Raw genomic sequence first — 19,418 nt, 5'->3', positions numbered from 1 at the left:
TCACTGGCCTGGGCGGTCATTAGAGCGCCAGTGGCCTCAGGGGGGAAGAGACCTCGCCAAAGAAATCTGACTGAGAGTCAGAAAACTCTTGAACTGGCCCTCCGCCTCCTGCAACCTGTTCTAGGTCTCGAGACGGGAGGACTGTCATGGGCGGGACCAAGCACCTCACCGTGCAGCGCGAAGGCGCCACGCTGGTGCTCACCCTCAACCGGCCGGAGGCGAAGAACGCGCTCTCGCTGCCGATGCTCGTCGGACTGTACGACGGCTGGCTGGAGGCCGACGAGGACGACGCCATCCGATCGGTCGTGCTCACCGGCGCGGGAGGCGCCTTCTGCGCGGGCATGGACCTCAAAGCCCTCGCGGGCCAGGGGATGGACGGCCGGCAGTACCGGGACCGGATGAAAGCCGACCCCGACCTCCACTGGAAGGCCATGCTCCGGCACCACCGCCCCCGGAAACCCGTGATCGCCGCCGTCGAGGGCCACTGCGTCGCGGGCGGCACCGAGATCCTCCAGGGCACCGACATCCGTATCGCGGGCGAAAGCGCCACCTTCGGCCTCTTCGAGGTCAGGCGCGGCCTCTTCCCGATCGGCGGCTCCACCGTCCGCCTCCAGCGCCAGATCCCCCGCACGCACGCCCTGGAAATGCTGCTCACCGGCCGTCCGTACAGCGCCGCGGAGGCCGAGCGCATCGGCCTCGTCGGCCAGGTTGTCCCCGACTGCACCGCGCTGGACAAGGCGCTGGAGACCGCCGAGCTGATCAACGCCAACGGGCCGCTCGCCGTCGAGGCCGTCAAGGCCAGCGTGTACGAGAGCGCGGACCTCACCGAGGAGGAGGGCCTGAAACGCGAACTCGAGCGCGGCTGGCCCATCTTCGACACCGCCGACGCGAAGGAGGGCTCCAAGGCCTTCGCGGAGAAGCGCCCGCCCGCCTTCCGGCGGGCGTAGTCCCACCGACCCGCGACGGAGGACACAAACCCATGACAGCCACCCCCGCACCGGAGGTGCTCCGCGCACCGCTGGTCGTGGAATTCCCCTTCACCCGCTCCCTCGGGCCGGTCCAGAGCGCCTTCCTCACCGGGCTGCGCGAGCGCACCGTACTCGGCGTGCGGACCAGCGCAGGCCGGGTGCTCGTACCGCCCGTCGAGTACGACCCGGTCACCGCGGACGAGTTGCGCGAACTCGTCGAGGTCGGCACCACGGGCACCGTCACCACCTGGGCCTGGAACCCGGCACCCCGCCCGGACCAGCCGCTGGCCACCCCGTTCGCCTGGGTCCTCGTCCGCCTCGACGGCGCCGACACCGCCCTCCTGCACGCCCTCGACGCGCCGGGCCCGGAGGCCGTAAGGACCGGGCTCCGGGTGCGCATCCGGTGGGCCGCCGAGCGTACGGGTGCCATCACCGACATCGCCTGCTTCGAGCCGTACGAGGGCCTGCACGGGAACGGAACGGCCGCCGAAGCCGCCCCGCACAGCGGCGAATTCGCCGACCCCGTCAGCGGCATCGTCGCCCCCGCCCGGCTCGAGTACAGCTACTCGCCCGGCCGCGCCCAGACCCGCTATCTCGCCGCTCTGGCCGACCGCCGCATGGTGGGCGAGCGCTGCCCCTCCTGCCGGAAGGTCTACGTGCCGCCGCGCGGCGCCTGCCCCACCTGCGGCGTCGCCACGGCCGAGCAGGTCGGGACCGGGCCGCGCGGCACGGTCACCACCTTCTGCATCGTCAACATCAAGGCCAAGAACCTCGACATCGAAGTGCCCTACGTCTACGCCCACATCGCGCTGGACGGCGCCGACCTCGCGCTGCACGGCCGCATCGCGGGCATCCCGTACGACCAGGTGCGCATGGGGCTGCGCGTCGAACCCGTATGGACCGAGGGCGGCCGCTACCCCGACCACTACCGCCCCACCGGCGAGCCCGACGCGGACTACGACACGTACAAGGAGCTGCTGTGACGCGGGACTCCAGCGAAGACAGGGATGACAGGGGCGTTGCCATCGTCGCGTTCGCCCAGACCGGCCACCGCGCCGACACGGCCGAGGTGTCCGAGGTCGAGATGCTGATCCCCGTCCTCCAGGACGTACTGGGCCAGGTCGGCCTCAAGGCGGGCGAAATCGGCTTCACCTGCTCCGGTTCGAGCGACTATCTCGCGGGCCGGGCCTTCTCGTTCACCATGGCCCTCGACGGCGTCGGCGCCTGGCCGCCGATCTCCGAGTCCCATGTCGAGATGGACGGTGCCTGGGCGCTCTACGAGGCCTGGGTCAAACTCCTCACGGGCGAGGCAGATACGGCGCTCGTCTACGCCTACGGCAAGTCCTCGCCCGGGCGGCTGCGCGACGTGCTGACCCGCCAGCTCGACCCGTACTACGTAGCCCCGCTGTGGCCCGACTCCGTCTCCCTCGCGGCGCTCCAGGCCCAGGCGCTGATCGACGCGGGGGACACGGACGAGCGGGAGCTCGCCGGGGTCGCCGCGCGCAGCCGTACGTCCGCCGCGGACAACCCGCACGCGCAGCTCCGCGGCTCGGCCGAGCCCGGTCAACTCCTCGGCGGCGACTACCTCGTACAGCCGCTGCGCACGCACGATGCGCCGCCCGTCGGCGACGGCGCGGCCGCCGTCGTCCTCGCCGCCGGGGACGCGGCGCGCAGGCTGTGCTCCCGGCCCGCCTGGATCCGCGGCATGGACCACCGCATCGAGGCCCACAGCCTCGGCGTACGGGACCTCACCGACTCGCCCTCCACCCGCCTCGCCGCCGAGCGGGCCGGCGCCTTCCAACGGCCCCTGGACACCGCCGAACTGCATGCTCCCTTCACCTCCCAGGAGATCGTGCTGCGCAAGGCGCTGCGGCTCGAACCCAGCGTGAACGTCAACCCGTCGGGCGGGGCGCTCGCCGCCAACCCGGTCATGGCGGCCGGGCTCATCCGCCTCGGCGAGGCCGCCGCCCGCATCCACCGCGGCGCCTCCGACCGCGCCCTCGCCCACGCCACCTCCGGCCCCTGCCTCCAGCAGAACCTGGTCGCTGTCCTGGAAGGGGAACCGGCATGAGCAAGGAGCCCGTCGCCGTCGTCGGCATCGGCCAGACCAAACACGTCGCCGCGCGCCGCGACGTGTCCATCGCCGGGCTCGTACGGGAAGCCGCCGTGACAGCCCTCGAGGACGCCCAGTTGACCTGGGCGGACATCGACGCCGTCGTCATCGGCAAGGCCCCCGACTTCTTCGAGGGCGTGATGATGCCGGAGCTCTACCTCGCCGACGCGCTCGGCGCGGTGGGCAAGCCGATGCTGCGCGTGCACACGGCCGGATCCGTCGGCGGCTCCACGGCGCTCGTCGCCGCCAACCTGGTCGCCGCACGCGTCCACCCCACCGTCCTCACCCTCGCCTTCGAGAAGCAGTCCGAGTCCAACGCCATGTGGGGCCTGTCCCTGCCCATCCCCTTCCAGCAGCCGCTGCTCGCGGGCGCGGGCGGCTTCTTCGCCCCGCACATCCGGGCGTACATGCGCCGCACCGGCGCACCCGACACCATCGGCTCGCTGGTCGCCTACAAGGACCGCCGCAACGCCCTCAAGAACGCCTTCGCCCACCTCCACGAGCACGACATCACCCTGGAGAAGGTCCAGTCCTCGCCCATGCTCTGGGACCCCATCCGCTACTCCGAGACCTGCCCGTCCTCCGACGGCGCCTGTGCGATGGTCCTCACCGGCCGGGCGGGCGCCGCCCGGGCCCCGTATCCGCCCGCATGGGTGCACGGCGGGGCGATGCGCAGCGAGCCGACGATGTTCGCAGGCAAGGACTACGTCTCCCCGCGCGCCGGGAAGGATTGCGCCGCCGACGTCTACCGGCAGGCCGGGATCACCGACCCGCGCCGCGAGATCGACGCGGTCGAGATGTACGTGCCCTTCTCCTGGTACGAGCCGATGTGGCTGGAGAACCTGGGCTTCGCGGCCGAGGGCGAGGGCTGGAAACTCACCGAATCGGGTGTCACGGAAATCGACGGTGACCTGCCCGTCAACCCCTCTGGCGGAGTCCTGTCCACCAACCCCATCGGCGCGTCCGGAATGATCCGTTTCGCCGAGGCGGTGCTGCAGGTCCGGGGGCGCGCGGGCGAGCACCAGGTGGAGGGCGCACACCGGGCGCTCGGACACGCGTACGGCGGCGGCTCGCAGTTCTTCTCCATGTGGCTGGTCGGCGCCGAACCGCCCGGTGCGTAATGTGCTCGCGGCCTGTGCTGCACCCGTCACGATCGCTAGGCTGACCGGGGTAGACGAACCGGGAGGAGCACGGACGTGGCCGACAGCACCACACAACAGCCGCCGGCGGGGTTCAAGAAGCCCAAGCTCGACCTGAGCAACGCCGAGTGGCAGTCCAGCAGCCAGGGCACGGGCGATGTCCAGATCGCCTTCGTCGAGGGCTATATCGCGATGCGGGACGGCCGCAACCCGGAAGGACCAGCACTCATCTTCACGCCCGGGGAGTGGCGCGCCTTCGTCCTCGGCGCGCGCGACGGCGAATTCGACCTCACCTGACGCGCGCGGAGAACCTCAGGTCAGGACCACGCACCCGCGCCGCGCCAGCTCATCGAGCAGGCGGGGCGCGGGTGCGATGTCGTTCCAGCGCAGATCCAGTTTCTCGAGAGCCGGCAGCCCGGCGAGCCAGTCCGGCAGCGCGCGGATGCGGTTGCTCCGCAGATCGATATGGCGGAGCAGGGGGAGACCCGCCATCGCATCGGGCAGTCCGGTCAGCGAGTTCTCCCGCAGGTCCAGATGCCGGAGCTCGGTCAGCCCGCCGGCGCTGTCCGGCAGCCGCACGAGCCCGTTGCCGCGCAGCCACAGTTCGCGCAGTCCGCCCAGCGACCCGACCGACTCCGGCAGGTTCTTCAACCGGTTGTGCTGCGCCCGCAGTTCGACGAGTCCCGACATTCCGCCGACGGTGTCCGGGAGCCGGGTGAGGGCGTTCTCGCCGATGTTGAGGTAGCGCAGCCGCGTCAGCCGCCCCAGCGACCGCGGCAGCTCCGCCAGCCGGTTGTCGTGCAGATACAGATACCGGTCCAGGCCGGTCAGCTCGCCCAGCTCATCGGGGACGGCGGTCAGCGCGTTGTGCCCCAGATCGAGGGTGTGCAGCCGGCGCAGCCGGCCGATTCGCGGCGAGATCTCCGTCAGCCCGTTCTCCGCCAGGATCAGCACCCGCAGTTCGGTCCGCAGCCATACGGAGTCGGGCACGGTGCCGAGTCCGCGCCGCCAGTGGTTCAGCTCCTGCGATGTCACCGCCACAGCGCCATCCCCCTCTGTCCCGCGGAAGAGATCCACGGTCTTCATGGCCGACGGCGAGGCTAGCACCGGCTGCTAGCGCCCGCCGTGGCGCCGCGGCCGCCCCAGGGACCGCGGCAGGCGCGGCCGGGCAGGCCTAGGGTGGGGGACCGTGACGGGTGAACGAAATCTGGCGCAGCTGCTCAGCGGCATGCGGCCGCGCCTCAACCCCGGGCGGTACGTCTTCACGTCCGTGCAGGACGGGCCCCCGGAAGGCACCGCGCCCATCGTGTCCGTCGCCGAGGACGAAGGGCTGACCCTGGTCGTACGGCAGGAGGAGGCCGATGCGGCAGGGCTGCCCTATGACTATGTGGCGGGCTGGATCACCCTGCGCGTTCACTCGGCGCTGGACGCCGTCGGGCTGACCGCCGCCGTCGCGGCCGAGCTGGCCGAGGCGGGCCTCAGCTGCAACGTCGTGGCGGGCTTCCACCACGACCACCTGTTCGTGCCGTACGACCGTGTCACGCAGGCGGTCGAGCTGCTGGACGCCCTCGCGGCCCGCTCCGTCTAGCCCTGCAACCCCAGGTCCGCGCCCAGGTCCGCGCCCGGATACGCCCTGCCGGCCGGACACGTCCGGGGCCGCCCGCCCGGGAACGCGTGCGGCCTGCGGGCACGTACCATGTCCGCATGTCGTTCCTCCGCCGCCGCAGCGCTGCCACGCCCACCGGGCCGGACTTCGACGTCCTGGCGATGGACCCCAGCGACTGGCCGGGCAATCTCGGCGCGGGCCTGCTACCCGCCCCTGACGGCAGCTGCCAGGGCGTCTTCCTCCGCTACGACCTGTTCGGCGGGCGCGGCCCGGCGATGATCATCGGAAATCTCCCCGAGGAATCCCCTGCCCGGGAACTCGGCGAGGGTCAGGCGCCGTTCGAGGTGGCGCAGCTGCTCGCCGCGCTCGGCAACGACGAGCCGGTGCATGTGGTCGAGACCGAGGACACGCCGGTGATGCAGGAGGACAACCTCCTCATCGTGAAGCGCATCAAGCTGTCGGAGGAGCGGATCTCCTGCGTGCAGTTCGACCGCAGCGACGGCGTGCTCGTCACCATCGCCAGCTGGGACCGGCCGATCACGGAGGATCTGTACGCCCTGCTCAAGCCGTTGCCCGCGGAGATGTTCCAGCAGCGCTGAAGCGGCCGGAATCAGCCGTGAACAGCGGCGAGCCGCCGCCCGGCACCCCGGACGGCGGCGTGTGTCCACGTGCATCTGTCAGCTGGAATAGCGCAGGGTCACGTCCTCGGCCTTCACGAACGCCACCCGGTGCCCGAGCTGGATCTGGTAGTACTGCTGCTTGCCCCGCACCACCTTGTGACCCGACGGGTCGAAGGTGACGGCCCAGTAGTACTCGCCCCGCGTCTTCAGCCCCATGGCGTACGTCTGGCCCGCCAGGACCTTGTACGGCAGCGGGTCGTGCGGCTGCACGGGGATGCCCTCCGGGTAGGCCTCCTTCTCCGGGTAGGCCCTCCCGTACACCGGGACCTCCTTCGTCCCGGCCTTCGGGGTCACGACCCACCCCCGGGACGGCACGGCCACCGGCTGCGTCCGCGGATTGTGGAACCACGCCTTCTGGCCGAGGTACCAGATCGCCGTCCAGTCGCCCTTGCTGCCCGCGACCGCGTACTGCTGGCCCGTGGACGCCCGGGCTCCCGTGTCGTTGACCCCGGTCGTCGAGGCCGAACCGTCCGGCCGCAGCCCCGCGTCCTTCACCAGCGGCGCGTCCTTCCGCGGCTCGGTGTGCAGCCGGACGGCGCCAGAGCCGTGTGCCGGACAGGTCTCGCCCGCCTTGGTGCAGCCGGTGTAGACGGGCTTGTTCTCCTCGTACTCCGGCAGGATGGTCACCAGGCCGCTGCGCGCGCCCGCGGTGGCCCGCACCGGCGCGTCGATCAGCTGGAAGTAGTGGGCCCAGTCCCAGTACGGCCCGGGGTCGGTGTGCATCGCCGGGATCGTCATCCTGGTCGGACCCGGGACGTTGTCGTGGCCCAGGATGTGCTGGCGGTCCAGCGGGATCCGGTACTTCCCCGCCAGGTAGCGCACCAGCCGCGCCGACGTCCGGTACATCGCCTCCGTGTACCAGGCGTCGGGCCGCGTCAGGAAGCCCTCGTGCTCCAGGCCGATGGACTTCGAGTTCACGAACCAGTTGCCCGCGTGCCAGGCGACGTCCTTGTTGGCCACGTGCTGCGCGATGTGTCCGTCGGAGGAGCGCAGCGAGTACTGCCAGGAGACGTAGGTCGGGTCCTGGACGAGCTTGAGCGTCGTCTCCCAGGTCGCCTCGGTGTCGTGGATGATGATGTAGTCGATCTTCTGGCTGCGGGGGCGGTCGGCCTTGTCGTGGTTGCCGTAGTCCCGCTCGTCTCCCTCCCCGAACTCCTCGTACGGCGCCGGGATCCACTCGCAGGACACCGTCCTCGGGCAGTCCGCCTTCCCGGCGTCCGCGCCCGCGGACCGCAGGTCGAGCCCCCTGGTCTGCGCGGTGTCGGGGGCCAGGCCGGGCGAGGCAGGGAGGACGATGCGCTGCCCGCTGTCGGTGGTCCGCGATTCGCCGCCGCGGATGACGTCGAAGACGTCGGTCGCGTACCGGGACGCGGTGGCCCGGTCGTCGGCGCCCGAGTAGCGCGCCACCGCGCCGTACCACCGCGCCGGGTCGCCGCCCAGCGGCAGGCCGAGCTTCTTCTGGGCGGAGGCGAGCAGCGCGGCACCGCCCCGGATGTTCGCGGCCGGGTCTTCGCGCAGCTCGCTCGGGGCGATGCCGGTCAGAGAGGCGGCCCGGTCCACGGTATGCAGCCGGGCCGGGAGCTCGGAGGGTTCGGGTACGTCCTCGGGCAGCGCCCTGATGGGGCGGGAGCCGTCGCCGCGCGGGTCCTCGGCGCCGTGGCTGTGGTGGGGTGCCTCGGCCAGGGCCGTGTATGCGTCGGTGAGATGCATCGGGCCGTAACCGCCGGAGACGCTGGGCGCGCCGCCGTGCGTGTCCCAGCGGGACTGCAGATACGAGACGCCGAGCAGCACGCTCTGCGGCACCCGGTACTGCTCGGCCGCCGCGGCGAACGCCCGCTGCAGGGAGCCGGGCGCACCGGGAGAACCGGAGACGGCGAGGGTGGACGTCGCGGGCGGTGCGGCGGAGATCAGGGGGAACAGCAGGGCGGCGGTCGCCATGGCGCCCGCCGCCCGCGGCATACGGCGGCGCTCGGTTCTCGCGCTGTCGGGAGCGGATCCTCGCATGCAGCCTCCTCGGGCCGGGCTGCCAGTGATGCGCAGACAGATGGGTGGGGTGAACCCGACTAGAGCTATCGGTTGCCCGACGATCCGTCAATCGTGCCGCGCGGATGGAACATCGCACGTCACGCACTATCCCGAGGGTTTGCGAAAGGGGTTGCTCCGACCTGCGGCGCTTCAGTGGAGTGGACCACTAGCGCTACGGCGTCATGGTCCGGACAGCACCGTGCGGCGCGCCCGGTCCACGGGCACGCCGCACTGGTGCTGCCGTCCTCTGCCCCAGCGCGCTGCTTCCTTCAGCGGGTGCCGACGGCTGCCCTGACGGCCCGGCGGGCCATGGCACAGTCGTCGTACAGCCTGCGCAGCAGCAGCCGTTGCTCCTCGCCCGAAGAGCCGGGCGCACCGGGCACCGCCGGAGCCGGGTCGTGCATCGTGCGCTGCACGGCCGTCTCGTAGGTGCGGATCTCCCGGGTGAGCACCAGCATCAGGTTCACCAGGAAGGCGTCCCGCGCCGCCGGTCCCGGGGCCTGGGCCAGCTGGCTGATCTGGCGGCGGGCCAACGGCGCGTCCCCGAGGACCGCCCAGAGGGTGGCCAGGTCGTAGCCCGGCAGATACCAGCCCGCGTGCTCCCAGTCGACCAGCACCGCCCCTGCGGGGGACAGCAGGAAGTTCGACAACTGGGCGTCGCCGTGGCAGAACTGGCCCTGGTTCTGCTTGCCCGACGCGTGCGCCACCCCGTGCAGCAGCTTCTGCAGGTCGCCCATGTCACGGTCGGTGAGCAGACCGAGCTCGTGATAGCGCGTCAGCCGACTGGCGTAGTCGATCGGCGCGTCGAACATGCCGGGCGGCGGCCGCCACTGGTTCACGCGGCAGATCGCGCCCAGCGCCGCCCGCACATCGGCACGCGGCGGAGGCTCCGCCGGATGCCGCTGCAGCGAAGCCACTCGCCCCGCCATCCGCTCGATCACCAGGGTGCAGTTGTCCGGATCCGCGGCGATCAACCGGGGCACCCGCACGGGCGGGCGGTGCCGGACGAACGTGCGGTATGCCGCTATTTCGTGGCGGAACCGTTCTGCCCAGGCCGGGGAGTGGTCCACCAGGCACTTCGCGACGGCGGTGGCCCGGCCTGTCGTGCCGACGAGCAGCACTGAGCGGCCACTTCGCCGGAGCACCTGCACGGGGTTGAACTCCGGGCAGATCCGGTGCACCGACGCGATCACGGTGCGCAGCTGTGCGCCCTGGGAGCCTGACAAGTCGATTCTCCCGCTGAGCGGCCCAGGCCCGAGCCCCGGTGCCCGCCGAGTGCGCCCGCCGATCGCCGCCCCCGCGGCGTGTGTGGGGTCGAGATACGGGCCACCGCCGGTCTGCTGCGGGCGGTAGGGCCGGGTCGGGGCGGACACGGAGGACGATGCTGCGTACATGGGAGATACAGATCCCTTCGCGTGCCGACGAGGTGTACGCGCCCCCGGCACCGGAGGACGGACCGCACCCTGGGGAATGCGGTCCGACCGCCGGGGCGGGGAGGCGCGTTTCTAACAGACACCCGGCCGCGGGTGGCACACCATCTGGCGGACCCTGGCGAACCCTGGCGAATAGTCGCCTGGCCCGTGACTGGCCGTTACTGTCAACTCAGCCGAGGAACCTGGGGGCTTGACGTGACCAAGGAACCCAACACCCGACTCTCGGACCTGTTCGGCCTCGCCGGCTGGTCCAAGGGCGAACTCGCGCGGTTGGTCAACCGGCAGGCGGCAGCCATGGGTTACCCGCAGCTGGCGACCGACACCTCGCGGGTGCGGCGTTGGATCGACACCGGCGAAGTGCCGCGCGATCCCGTGCCGAAGGTACTGGCGTCCCTGTTCACCGAGCGACTCGGCCGTGTCGTGACCATCGAGGACCTCGGGTTCGCCAGGCACGGGCGCGCAGGGAAACGGCAGTCCGCCGACGGACTGCCGTGGGCACCCGACCGGACTGCCGCGGTCCTCACCGAATTCACGGGAATGGACCTCATGCTCAACCGACGCGGCTTGGTGGGCGCGGGCGCCGCGCTCGCCGCAGGCTCAGCACTCACCAGCGCCATGTACGACTGGCTTCACACCGACCCCGCCCTGGCAGCCGACGGCCCCCGCATCGGCGACCCCCTGAGCGCGGATCCCGCAACCTTCGACCGTTACGAGGCGGCCCCCGTGGGCTCGCAGGAGATCGAGGCGCTCGAGCGCTCGGTCGAGGTCTTCCGCGCCTGGGACGCGGCCCGCGGCGGCGGACTGCAGCGCAAGGCCGTGGTCGGCCAGCTCAACGAGGTGGGCGGCATGCTCGCCTACCGGCACCCGGACCACCTCCAGCGCAGGCTGTGGGGCGTGGCGGCCAACCTCGCCGTGCTCGCAGGCTGGATGTCCCACGACGTGGGCATGGAGCCGACCGCGCAGAAGTACTTCGTGATCGCGGCCCACGCGGCACGGGAGGGCGGCGACCGGCCGCGCGCCGCGGAGGCGCTCTCCCGCGCCGCCCGCCAGATGGTGCACCTCGGCCGCCCCGACGACGCCCTGGACCTGATGAAGCTGGCCAAGTCCGGTGCCGGCGAGGAGACCCTGCCGCGGACCCGCGCCATGTTCCACACCATCGAGGCCTGGGCGCAGGCGTCGAAGGGACAGGGCCAGGCGGTGCGCCGCACGCTGGGCGAGGCGGAGGAGCTCTTCGTCTCGGACAAGCGCGATGTGCCGCCGCCCAGTTGGATGCAGCTGTTCAACGAGGCGGATCTGCACGGGATGCAGGGGCTGGTCTACCGTACGCTCGCGGAGCACGAGCCGACGGCCGCGGCCATCGCGCAGAACCACGCCAAACAGGCCCTGGACATGCGGGAGAACGGCCGTCAGCGTTCGCAGATCTTCGATCACATTTCGATCGCCTCGGCGTGCTTCATCGCCGACGATCCGGAACAGGCGGACAGGTATGCCCGGATGGCACTGCTGAGCATCGGGGACACCTCTTCGCACCGCACATGGGACCGGCTGCGCGAGATGTACCGGCTGACCGGGCGCTACGGCAGCTACGACAAGATCGACGACCTGCGCGAGGAGATCCAGCAGGCGCTCCCGAAGGCCCCCGGCAAGGGCGCCAGGGGCAGGATCACGGGCGTATGACGGGGTTATCCACCGCACTCATCGGTGGATAACCCCGCCGGTGCACACGTCGAGTTCGTGCCCGTACGAGTATTGGTGCGCCTGCACGTTGGTGCTGCGCATATCCCGAGTCGGCGCTAGGAACCGACCCGGGCGACCAGCACGCACGCGTCGTACTCACGCTCTGCGTCGCCGAACTCCTCGGCCATGATCCGTACGCACTCCTGGGCACTGCGGGCCGCCGACAGCCGCGGTGCGAGGCCCAGCAACCGCTGCGCCCCCGAGGAGTTCTCGTCCGAGCCGGTGAGTTCTGTGCTGGGCGGCAGTTCCGTGCTGGGCGGCACGAGTCCGTCGGTGTGCAGCACCAGTACGTCGCCGGGGTGCAGTTGCTCCTCGGCCTGGCCGTACGCCGCACCGGATGCCGCACCGAGCAGCACCCCTTCCGGCGCCGGCAGCGCGCGTCCCGTCCCGTCGCGGAACAGCAGCGGGCCCGGGTGGCCCGCCTGCGACCAGGTCAGCGAGCCGGTCCGCGGGTCGTACCGGCAGCAGACGGCGGTGCCGAGCGCCGGCTGGGAGGCGGCGTCGAGCAGGTGGTTGAGGCAGCCCATCACCTGTCCGGGCGCCACGCCGGCGACGGCCATGCCGCGCAGCGCGCCGAGCAGCATCGCCATGCCGGAGGTGGCGGTCACGCCGTGCCCGGTGAGGTCGCCGACGCTGAGCAGCGTCCGGCCGTCGGGCAGCGGCATCGCGTCGTACCAGTCGCCGCCGATGTGAGCGCTGCTCGCGGACGGCAGATAGTGGGCGGCCACGTCGAGACTCGTGGGGCCGGTGCGCGGGAACCGCAGGGAGCCGCGCCACGGGGGGAGTACGGCCTCCTGCAGCTCCACCGCGAGCCGGCGCTCGGTCTGTGCGAAGTGCCGCAGGCGCTGCAGTGAGTCACGGGTCTCGTGCACCGCCTGCTGGCTGCGCCGCAGCTCGCTGACGTCCCGCAGAACGGCCCACATCGAGGCCGTACAGCCGTCGGCGTCGAGCACCGGCTCGCCCATCATGTGCACCGTGCACTCGGCGCCGTCGGGGCGGACGATCCTGAACTCCCCGTCGATCGGCTTCCCTTCCACCAGGCAGTCGGTGACCATCGTGGTCAGCTGCGGATGGTCGGCGGGGAGCACGACCGACGGCAGCTCGTCCAGGGAGAGTGCCCCGTCCTCCGGGGCGCGGCCGAAGATCCGGAACAGCTCGTCCGACCAGTCGACCTCATCCGTGAGGAAGTTCCACTCGGCGCTGCCGACCCGGCTGAGCAGCGAGCCGCGGTCGGGCTGCTGGGGCACACCGGGCAGCGGAATGGCCGCGGCGACCGCGCTGTCCGGCACTTCGGGCTCGGGCGGAAGCCCTTCGCGCAGCTGCCCGAGCTGCTGGCCCAGGTCGTCGAGGTGGTGGACGGCGAGATCGCAGAGCGCGCGCTGCCAGCGGAGCCGGGGGTCGTCCTCGTCGGACCAGGTGTCCCGGCGCACGGCGTCGACACCGCCGCGCAGTTGGCGGGTCTGCGAGATCAGTGCATCGACCGAGCCGCGCTCGGGCGGCTCGGCGGCGGAACTGTCCGCAAAAGTGGGGGACGGCATCGCGTACTCCGATACATGCACGGCCGACTCTGACGGAAAGGGCCGGTTACGACTCTTGCACAGGGAGCGACAGCCCGTAAGGGATTTGGCAACACCCGTTTCGGTGGTGCTTCCGGCATATGTCTCAGGCCTCCCTGGCCCGGGTCCGCCCACGGGTCCGCCCCGGGTCCTCGGGACTCCGCGGAAGCCTTCCTTCCGGGTAGGCTGCGGCCCTCGGAGGCCCCGGAAATCCGCACCGTTCACCAGGCGTGGACCCCGTGGTCACCGGCAAGGATGCCGGTCACGGGAAATCCCGTTGCCAGCGAACCCACCGCACCGGATGCTGACCTCATGTTCGATCCAGACATAGCGCCCAGTGGCACCCTGCTCGGCCTCCTGCAGCGAGGCCGCGGCGACGGGACCCTGCACGCCCTCGCCGCCCCGCGGGCCGAGGCGCTCGCCGCGCTGCACCACTGCGTGCTGCACGACCCCCGGCGCGACTGGCAGATCGAGAACCGCTCCCTCTATTACGCCCGGCTCTTCCTCGACCTGGACGGCGGTCTCGACGCGATCGAAACGCACCTCTTCGACCCCGACGACCTGGTGGCCACCGGGGAGGAGCGCACCGGCCTCGCCCTCGCCGTCCTCGGCCACCTCGCCTCGTACGGCCGCGAGGACGCCCTGTTGCTGCTCCGCCGCTACGCCGCCACCGGCTCCAACTGGACCTGGGCGCTCGACGAGCTGGCCCTCCGCGACGACGACGCGGCGCTGCGGGCCCTCGGCGGTCCGGTCCTCTCCCGGTTCCCCGGTACGCGTGAGGGGGAGGCCGAGCTCGCCGCCGCCGTGCGGGACGCCTTCGAGCCCCGTCCGTGGCGGCTGTGGGCGGAGAACCCGGACGACCCGGCCGGCGCCGCCCGGGTGCGCGCCGCCGGGGAGCAGGGGTGCTTCGACCGCTGGCAGCGCCAGCTCCGGCCGAGCGGGCCGCGCCCCGGCTGGAGCGTCCGCGAGGTCCTGGACTGGGCCCAGCAGGGCCTCGACCAGTACCCCGCCCAGCCCCGCCATGTCGCCGCCGCCCGCTGCCTGGCCGCCGTGGCGTCACCGGACGACCGCCCTGAGATCGTCGAGGCCGCCCGCGGCGGTCCCGACGGCGCCCGCTGCACCGCCCTGCGCTTCCTCGCCGAGCAGCAGGATCCCGAGGCCCTCGACCTGCTCGACGCGGCCGCCGCGAGCCCGTCGGCCGTCGTCGCCGACGCCGCCGTGACCTCCTTCGAACGCATGCGCAGCCTGGCGGCCCTGGAGCGGGCCCGCGGCTGGGCCCGCCACAGGGACGCGCTGGGCAGAGCCGCCGCCGCCATGCTCGCCTGCCGGGGCGGCCACAAGGACGCCGACCTCGTCCTCACCGCGCTGCGCAGGACCGTACGGACCGAGGGCGCGGACGCCGACCACCTGTGCGCGCTGATCGACGGCACCGGGCGGCTGTCGATCGCCTGCGCCGCGCCCGTGCTGCGCCATATCTACCGCGAGACCGCCTCCTCGCATCTGCGCGGCCGCGCCGCCCGCGCCCTCGCCGCCACCGACCCGTCCTTCGCATCCGGCTTCGCCGTCGAGTGCCTGTGGGACTGCGAGGAGACCACCCGGGAGCTGGCCGCGCGCCACGCGGCGACCGGCGACAAGCGGGTCGTCGAGCAGCTGCGGCGGCTGGCGGCCGATCCTGCCGAGGAAGCGGAGGTCCAGACGGCCGTCCGGAGCCGTATCGGGCCCGATATGCCCGCCGTTTGACGACACCGGCAGGGGGCGTGGTGAAAACGCTCATGGGACGTTTCACCGGGGGAAAGATCCACGACGCCCGGTAAACGCTCCAGACGTCGACAACACCCGTATGCGTGTCGTCATCGTCACCGAATCCTTTCCGCCCGACGTCAACGGCGTGGCCCACTGCGCCGTACAGACCGCCCGGCATCTCGTCCGGCGCGGTCACGAACCCCTGGTGATTGCTCCCGCCGTGCCCGCTGCCATGCAGGAGGCACCGGCGGGACCCGATGGCCTGTCCATCGACCCGTGCCCCGTCGTCCGGGTGCCCTCGATTCCGCTCCCCGGCTACCCGCAGGTGCGGGTGGCGCTGCCGAGCCGGCGGCTCGCCGCGTCGCTGGCCGCGCACCGCGCCGACGTCGTCCACCTCGCGAGCCCCTTCGTCCTCGGCATCCGCGGCATGGCCGCCGCCGCCAAGCTCCGCATCCCCGCCGTCGCCGTCTACCAGACCGACCTGGGCGGCTACGCCCGTACGTACGTGGGTGCGGGCGAGGCGGCGGCCTGGCGGCGGATCCGCTCCGTGCACAAGGCCGCCGACCGCACTCTGGCCCCGTCCTCCGCCGCCGTCCGCGACCTGGTCGGGCACGGGGTGCCCCGCGTCCAGCTCTGGCCGCGCGGGGTGGACACCGAGCGCTTCCGGCCGGACCTGCGCGACCACGAGCTGCGCAGCTCGCTCGCCCCCGGCGGGGAGCTGCTCGTCGGGTACATCGGCCGGCTGGCGCCCGAGAAGCACGTCGACCTGCTGGCCGCGGCCGGGGAGATCCCGGGCGTACGGCTGGTGGTCGTCGGCGACGGGCCCAGCGAACCCGGGCTCCGCACGGCCCTGCCGGGCACCACGCACTTCCTGGGCCGCCGCACCGGCGACGAACTCGCCCGCATCTTCGCCTCGCTGGACATGTTCGTGCACACCGGTCCCTACGAGACCTTCTGCCAGACCGTGCAGGAGGCCATGGCCAGTGGGGTGCCGGTCGTCGCACCGGCGGCGGGCGGACCGCTCGACCTGGTCGACCACGGCCGTACGGGCCTGCTGGTCGCGCCGCGCGACGCCGGCGCCGTACGGGACGCGGTGCGGTCGCTCGTGGCCGACCCCGCGCTCAGGGCCGAGTACGGGAAGGCAGGCCGCACGGCGGTCGAAGGGCGGACGTGGGAGGCCGTCGGGGACCGACTCCTGCGGCACTACGCCGAGGTCATCGCGGCGCGTACGGCGGTGGCGGCATGAGCGGGCCGACCACGCGTATGGAGACCGGGACGGCGGCGCGGCCGGGCAACGAGCCGGTGACGCAGCCCGGCGGCGGGCCCATGGCGCTTACGACCGGGCTGCGCATCGTCCGGGTCGCGAACTTCGTCACCCCGGCGTCGGGTGGTCTGCGGACCGCACTGCGGGAGCTCGGCGCGGGCTACAGGGCGGCTGGGCACGAGCCCGTGCTCGTCATCCCCGGTGAGCGGGAGAGCGACGAACTCACCGAGCAGGGACGGGTGATCACGCTGCCGGGACCTGTCGTTCCCGGCACCGGCGGCTACCGGGTCCTGACCGACCGCCGGAGCGTGGCGCGGCGGCTGGAGGAACTCGTCCCGGACCGGCTGGAGGTGTCCGACCGCACCACGCTGCGGTGGACGGGGGAGTGGGCGCGCCGCGCGCGCGTGCCCGCCGTGATGGTCTCCCACGAGTCCGTGGACGGGGTCCTCGGCACGTGGGGTCTGCCCGAGGGGCCGGCCCAGCGGGTGGCCGACCGGCTCAACCGGCGCAGCGCGCGGGCCTATTCGCGCATCGTCTGCACGACGGCATGGGCGGAGCGCGAGTTCAGCAGGATCGGCGCACGCAATGTCGTACGCGCTCCCCTCGGCGTCGACCTGGAGGCGCGGCGGCCGGACGCGGGCAGCGCCGCGCTGCGCGCCCGGTACGCGGCTTCCGGTGAGACGCTGCTCGTGCTGTGCTCGCGGCTGTCGGTCGAGAAGCGGCCGGGCATCGCGCTCGACGCGCTCGCCGAGCTGCGCGGGCGGGGGGTGCGCGCGGTCCTGGTGGTGGCCGGGGACGGGCCGCTCCGGTCCCGTCTGGCCGAGCGCGCCCACGCGGAGCGGCTCACGGTGACCTTCCTCGGGCACGTGGGGGAGGTGGCCGAGGTGGCGGCCCTCCAGGCGTCGGCCGATGTGTGCCTGGCGCCGGGGCCGGTCGAGACCTTCGGGCTCGCCGCACTCGAAGCGCTGGCCTGCGGCACGCCGGTGGTCGCGAACGCGGCCTCCGCCCTGCCCGCGATCATCGGCTCGGCCGGCGCCGTCGCGCCCGGCGAGGGGGCCGCCTTCGCCGACGCGGTGCAGCGGCTTCTCGACCTCCCGGAGGCGGACCGCCGCGCGGCGGCCCGCGCTCGGGCGGAACGGTTCGGCTGGGCCGAGGCGGCGGAGGCGTTCCTCGCCGCCCACGACGCCGAGTTCCGGCCCCTGCGCGAGGCGGACGACAGGGGCGCGGACGCGGGGGCGGACGTCGCGGGGGGCGCGGATGTCGCGGATGTCGCGGGGGCGGACGTTGCGGAGGTCGCGGAGGTCGCGGACGTCGCGGGGGCTGCGGACGTTGCTGACGTTGCGGCGGCGCGCTGCACGCCCGGCACCTGGGGCGCCCCGGCGGCGGGAACCGGCACGGGGCCCGGCACTGGGAGCAGCACGGGGACGAGCACTGGGACCGGAACGGGGACCGTGGGCGACGCGACAACCGAGGGAGCCGCCGCATGACCCGCCACGCCCGCGCCCAGCCGCAGCAACCCGCGGCCGCGCAGAGCCCGGCAGCCCCCGTACCGACCGCGGCCGAGGCGCACGCAGTCCGGGCGACGAACGGGCCCGCTCCGGCGGGTGCCTGCGATCAGCTGCTCCGGGAGGCCGTGCCTCACGACGCGCCGCCCGACCCTGGCGATCACGCCTCCGCCCCTGCGAGCGCGTGTACCTGTGTCGGTGCCTCACGAGCGGCGTTTGAGTCCGCGCCGCGGGCCGACTCAGCGCCCCATCAGGCCGCCGCCCCACGCGCGCGTGGTGCTGATGCCGCGTTCCGCGCGGCCGCGGGTGGCTCGTCGCAGGCGTTCGGGCAGGCCGTGGCGAACGGGTCACCGGCAGGTGGGGTTGTCGATTCCGGCTTTGGCGACGATCGGGCGGGCTGTGGGGAGGGTTCATGCGCCGCCCCCGCACGCGCCCGGGCTGCTGTCGGTGCCCCGCAGCAGGCGGTTGCGCCTGCGGCGTGGGCTGATTCTGCGGCCGATGAGGCTGCCGCCCCACGCGCGCGTGGTGCTGACGCCGTGTCCCGCGCGGCCGCGGGTGGCTCGCCGCAGGCGGCTCGGGGTGCGGCGGCGGATGGTGAGTCGGCCGGTGGAGGGGACTTCGTGCCGGGCGGGCAGCGGGCCGTACCGCGCGCGCGTGTGGCGGCCCAAGCGACACGCGCGCGTGTCGCCGACGAGCGCTCGCCGCAGGCGATCCGGTACGCCGCGCTCGGGGATTCGCTCACCGAAGGGGTCGGAGACCCCGTCCCCGGCGGCGGTTGGCGCGGGTGGGCCGCGCTGTTGGCCGACGGGCTGGGGGAACGGGCCGAGTTCGTCAACGCCGCGCGCAGCGGGGCCCTCACCGCCGATGTGGCGACGGAGCAACTGACGCTCGCCCTCGACCACCGCCCCCACGTCGCGTCCGTCATCGCCGGCGGCAACGACACTCTGCGTGCCAGCTTCGATATCGACCGGGTCGCCGACCACCTCGACACCGTCCTGCGCACATTCCACGCCAACGGCACCGTCGTCCTCACCGCCTGCCTGCCCGACCCGGGCCGGTTGCTGCGCCTGCCCGCGCTGCTGGCCCACCCGCTCGCCCGGCGCATGCAGGCGGTCAACACCGTGGTCCACGCGCTCTCCCACCGCTACGGCGCCCTGCACCTGCACGCAGCCGCACAGCCGTGGTTCGCCGAGCGCGCCGCCCTGAGCGTCGACCGCCTGCACCCCAGCGAGTTCGGCCACCGCGCTCTCGCCCGCCAGTTCCACGCCCTGCTCATCGAGGCGGGCCTCACCGACAGCCCGCCGCCGTCCGCCGAATCCGACACCCCCGCCCCCGGCCGTCTGGCACAGGCCCTGTGGATGGCCACCAAGGGCACCCAGTGGGTGGTGGCCCGCTGTCAGGACCTGCTGCCCGACCTGATGCGGCTCGCGGCCGCGGAGGGCAGGCACCGGCTCGCCGGGACGGCCGCGGTCCTGGACCTCCGTTCCCACCGCGCGGCCCTCCATGCCCTCGCCGCCCTCGCCCCCGCCCAGCCCCTCGACACCTCGGCGAGCGAAGGGGCGTACAGCCTCCGTGCGTGATGTCCGGAACCTGCACGACAGGTGAGAGGTGACAGGTGCATGGCGGCCCGCAGTTCCGTGGCGGGGCGG

Annotated in this window: 15 protein-coding genes and 1 pseudogene; 12 read left to right on the top strand and 4 right to left on the bottom strand. The window is 73.0% G+C overall.

Annotated elements, in window-relative coordinates; translation table 11 throughout:
- The first annotated feature begins 146 nt into the window (after positions 1-146).
- The 5 genes from ACTWP8_RS31585 (at position 147) to ACTWP8_RS31565 (ending at position 4,517) form a co-directional block, all read left to right on the top strand.
- Positions 147-947, top strand: coding sequence for a crotonase/enoyl-CoA hydratase family protein (locus ACTWP8_RS31585; RefSeq protein WP_443325506.1), 801 nt, complete (start codon positions 147-149; stop codon positions 945-947).
- Between the two features lie 32 nt (positions 948-979).
- Complete coding sequence (locus ACTWP8_RS31580) at positions 980-1,951, top strand: OB-fold domain-containing protein (RefSeq protein ID WP_443325505.1); 972 nt, start codon at positions 980-982, stop codon at positions 1,949-1,951.
- Positions 1,948-3,039 carry a thiolase domain-containing protein gene (locus tag ACTWP8_RS31575; protein WP_443325504.1) on the top strand — a complete coding sequence of 364 codons (1,092 nt, stop codon included), beginning with the start codon at positions 1,948-1,950 and terminating at the stop codon, positions 3,037-3,039. Before ACTWP8_RS31580 ends, ACTWP8_RS31575 begins: the two co-directional genes overlap by 4 nt.
- Positions 3,036-4,202 carry a thiolase domain-containing protein gene (locus tag ACTWP8_RS31570; RefSeq protein ID WP_443325503.1) on the top strand — a complete coding sequence of 389 codons (1,167 nt, stop codon included), beginning with the start codon at positions 3,036-3,038 and terminating at the stop codon, positions 4,200-4,202. The genes ACTWP8_RS31575 and ACTWP8_RS31570 overlap by 4 nt, the downstream gene beginning before the upstream one ends.
- A 75-nt stretch (positions 4,203-4,277) precedes the next feature.
- The gene (locus tag ACTWP8_RS31565) at positions 4,278-4,517 is read left to right on the top strand and encodes a DUF397 domain-containing protein (RefSeq protein WP_443317542.1); all 240 of its coding nucleotides are present in this window, start codon (positions 4,278-4,280) and stop codon (positions 4,515-4,517) included.
- 15 nt (positions 4,518-4,532) lie between these two features.
- Here ACTWP8_RS31565 and ACTWP8_RS31560 read toward each other — a convergent pair whose 3' ends face one another.
- The gene (locus tag ACTWP8_RS31560; protein WP_443325502.1) at positions 4,533-5,261 is read right to left on the bottom strand and encodes a leucine-rich repeat domain-containing protein; all 729 of its coding nucleotides are present in this window, start codon (positions 5,259-5,261) and stop codon (positions 4,533-4,535) included.
- A 148-nt stretch (positions 5,262-5,409) separates the two neighbouring features.
- Between ACTWP8_RS31560 and ACTWP8_RS31555 the strand changes: the two genes are divergently transcribed.
- Together ACTWP8_RS31555 and ACTWP8_RS31550 are read left to right on the top strand one after the other, a co-directional pair.
- Positions 5,410-5,808 carry an ACT domain-containing protein gene (locus ACTWP8_RS31555; protein ID WP_443325501.1) on the top strand — a complete coding sequence of 133 codons (399 nt, stop codon included), beginning with the start codon at positions 5,410-5,412 and terminating at the stop codon, positions 5,806-5,808.
- Positions 5,809-5,924: 116 nt separating this feature from the next.
- Positions 5,925-6,425, top strand: a complete 501-nt coding sequence (locus tag ACTWP8_RS31550) for a hypothetical protein (protein ID WP_443325500.1) — start codon at positions 5,925-5,927, stop codon at positions 6,423-6,425.
- 78 nt (positions 6,426-6,503) lie between these two features.
- Here the strand turns inward: ACTWP8_RS31550 and ACTWP8_RS31545 are convergent, their stop codons facing one another.
- A complete protein-coding gene (locus tag ACTWP8_RS31545; protein WP_443325499.1) occupies positions 6,504-8,510 on the bottom strand; it encodes an N-acetylmuramoyl-L-alanine amidase in 2,007 nt (668 codons plus the stop codon).
- Between the two features lie 290 nt (positions 8,511-8,800).
- A complete protein-coding gene (locus tag ACTWP8_RS31540) occupies positions 8,801-9,925 on the bottom strand; it encodes an aminoglycoside phosphotransferase family protein (RefSeq protein ID WP_443325498.1) in 1,125 nt (374 codons plus the stop codon).
- A gap of 234 nt (positions 9,926-10,159) precedes the next feature.
- Here ACTWP8_RS31540 and ACTWP8_RS31535 point away from each other — a divergent pair, with 234 nt between their 5' ends.
- Positions 10,160-11,641 carry a DNA-binding protein NsdB gene (locus tag ACTWP8_RS31535; protein ID WP_443325497.1) on the top strand — a complete coding sequence of 494 codons (1,482 nt, stop codon included), beginning with the start codon at positions 10,160-10,162 and terminating at the stop codon, positions 11,639-11,641.
- A 116-nt stretch (positions 11,642-11,757) separates the two neighbouring features.
- Here ACTWP8_RS31535 and ACTWP8_RS31530 read toward each other — a convergent pair whose 3' ends face one another.
- Entirely contained in the window at positions 11,758-13,239 is a 1,482-nt protein-coding gene (locus ACTWP8_RS31530) for a PP2C family protein-serine/threonine phosphatase (RefSeq protein ID WP_443325496.1), read from the bottom strand.
- Positions 13,240-13,569: 330 nt separating this feature from the next.
- Here ACTWP8_RS31530 and ACTWP8_RS31525 point away from each other — a divergent pair, with 330 nt between their 5' ends.
- From ACTWP8_RS31525 to ACTWP8_RS31510, 4 genes and pseudogenes are all read left to right on the top strand, one after another.
- On the top strand, positions 13,570-14,997 hold the full coding sequence (locus ACTWP8_RS31525) for a HEAT repeat domain-containing protein (RefSeq protein ID WP_443325495.1): 1,428 nt from the start codon (positions 13,570-13,572) through the stop codon (positions 14,995-14,997).
- 100 nt (positions 14,998-15,097) lie between these two features.
- Complete coding sequence (locus ACTWP8_RS31520; RefSeq protein ID WP_443325494.1) at positions 15,098-16,246, top strand: glycosyltransferase family 4 protein; 1,149 nt, start codon at positions 15,098-15,100, stop codon at positions 16,244-16,246.
- An 80-nt stretch (positions 16,247-16,326) separates the two neighbouring features.
- Positions 16,327-17,454 (top strand): annotated as a pseudogene (locus ACTWP8_RS31515) (glycosyltransferase); the annotation flags it as partial.
- 851 nt (positions 17,455-18,305) lie between these two features.
- Positions 18,306-19,349 (top strand): SGNH/GDSL hydrolase family protein, encoded by a 1,044-nt coding sequence (locus ACTWP8_RS31510; protein ID WP_443325493.1) that lies wholly within the window; start codon positions 18,306-18,308, stop codon positions 19,347-19,349.
- The last annotated feature ends 69 nt before the right edge of the window (positions 19,350-19,418 follow it).

Source organism: Streptomyces sp. 7N604 (assembly GCF_052245475.1).
GTDB lineage: Bacteria > Actinomycetota > Actinomycetes > Streptomycetales > Streptomycetaceae > Streptomyces.
This window is presented reverse-complemented; position numbering and strand designations above follow the sequence as displayed.

Excerpts from the sequence above, each read along its gene's own strand:
- ACTWP8_RS31585 (WP_443325506.1), top strand. The coding sequence starts at position 147 with ATGGGCGGGACCAAGCACCTCACCGTGCAGCGCGAAGGCGCCACGCTG.
- ACTWP8_RS31580 (WP_443325505.1), top strand. The coding sequence starts at position 980 with ATGACAGCCACCCCCGCACCGGAGGTGCTCCGCGCACCGCTGGTCGTG.
- ACTWP8_RS31570 (WP_443325503.1), top strand. The coding sequence starts at position 3,036 with ATGAGCAAGGAGCCCGTCGCCGTCGTCGGCATCGGCCAGACCAAACAC.
- ACTWP8_RS31550 (WP_443325500.1), top strand. The coding sequence starts at position 5,925 with ATGTCGTTCCTCCGCCGCCGCAGCGCTGCCACGCCCACCGGGCCGGAC.
- ACTWP8_RS31545 (WP_443325499.1), bottom strand. The coding sequence starts at position 8,510 with ATGCGAGGATCCGCTCCCGACAGCGCGAGAACCGAGCGCCGCCGTATG.
- ACTWP8_RS31540 (WP_443325498.1), bottom strand. The coding sequence starts at position 9,925 with ATGTACGCAGCATCGTCCTCCGTGTCCGCCCCGACCCGGCCCTACCGC.
- ACTWP8_RS31530 (WP_443325496.1), bottom strand. The coding sequence starts at position 13,239 with ATGCCGTCCCCCACTTTTGCGGACAGTTCCGCCGCCGAGCCGCCCGAG.
- ACTWP8_RS31525 (WP_443325495.1), top strand. The coding sequence starts at position 13,570 with ATGTTCGATCCAGACATAGCGCCCAGTGGCACCCTGCTCGGCCTCCTG.
- ACTWP8_RS31520 (WP_443325494.1), top strand. The coding sequence starts at position 15,098 with ATGCGTGTCGTCATCGTCACCGAATCCTTTCCGCCCGACGTCAACGGC.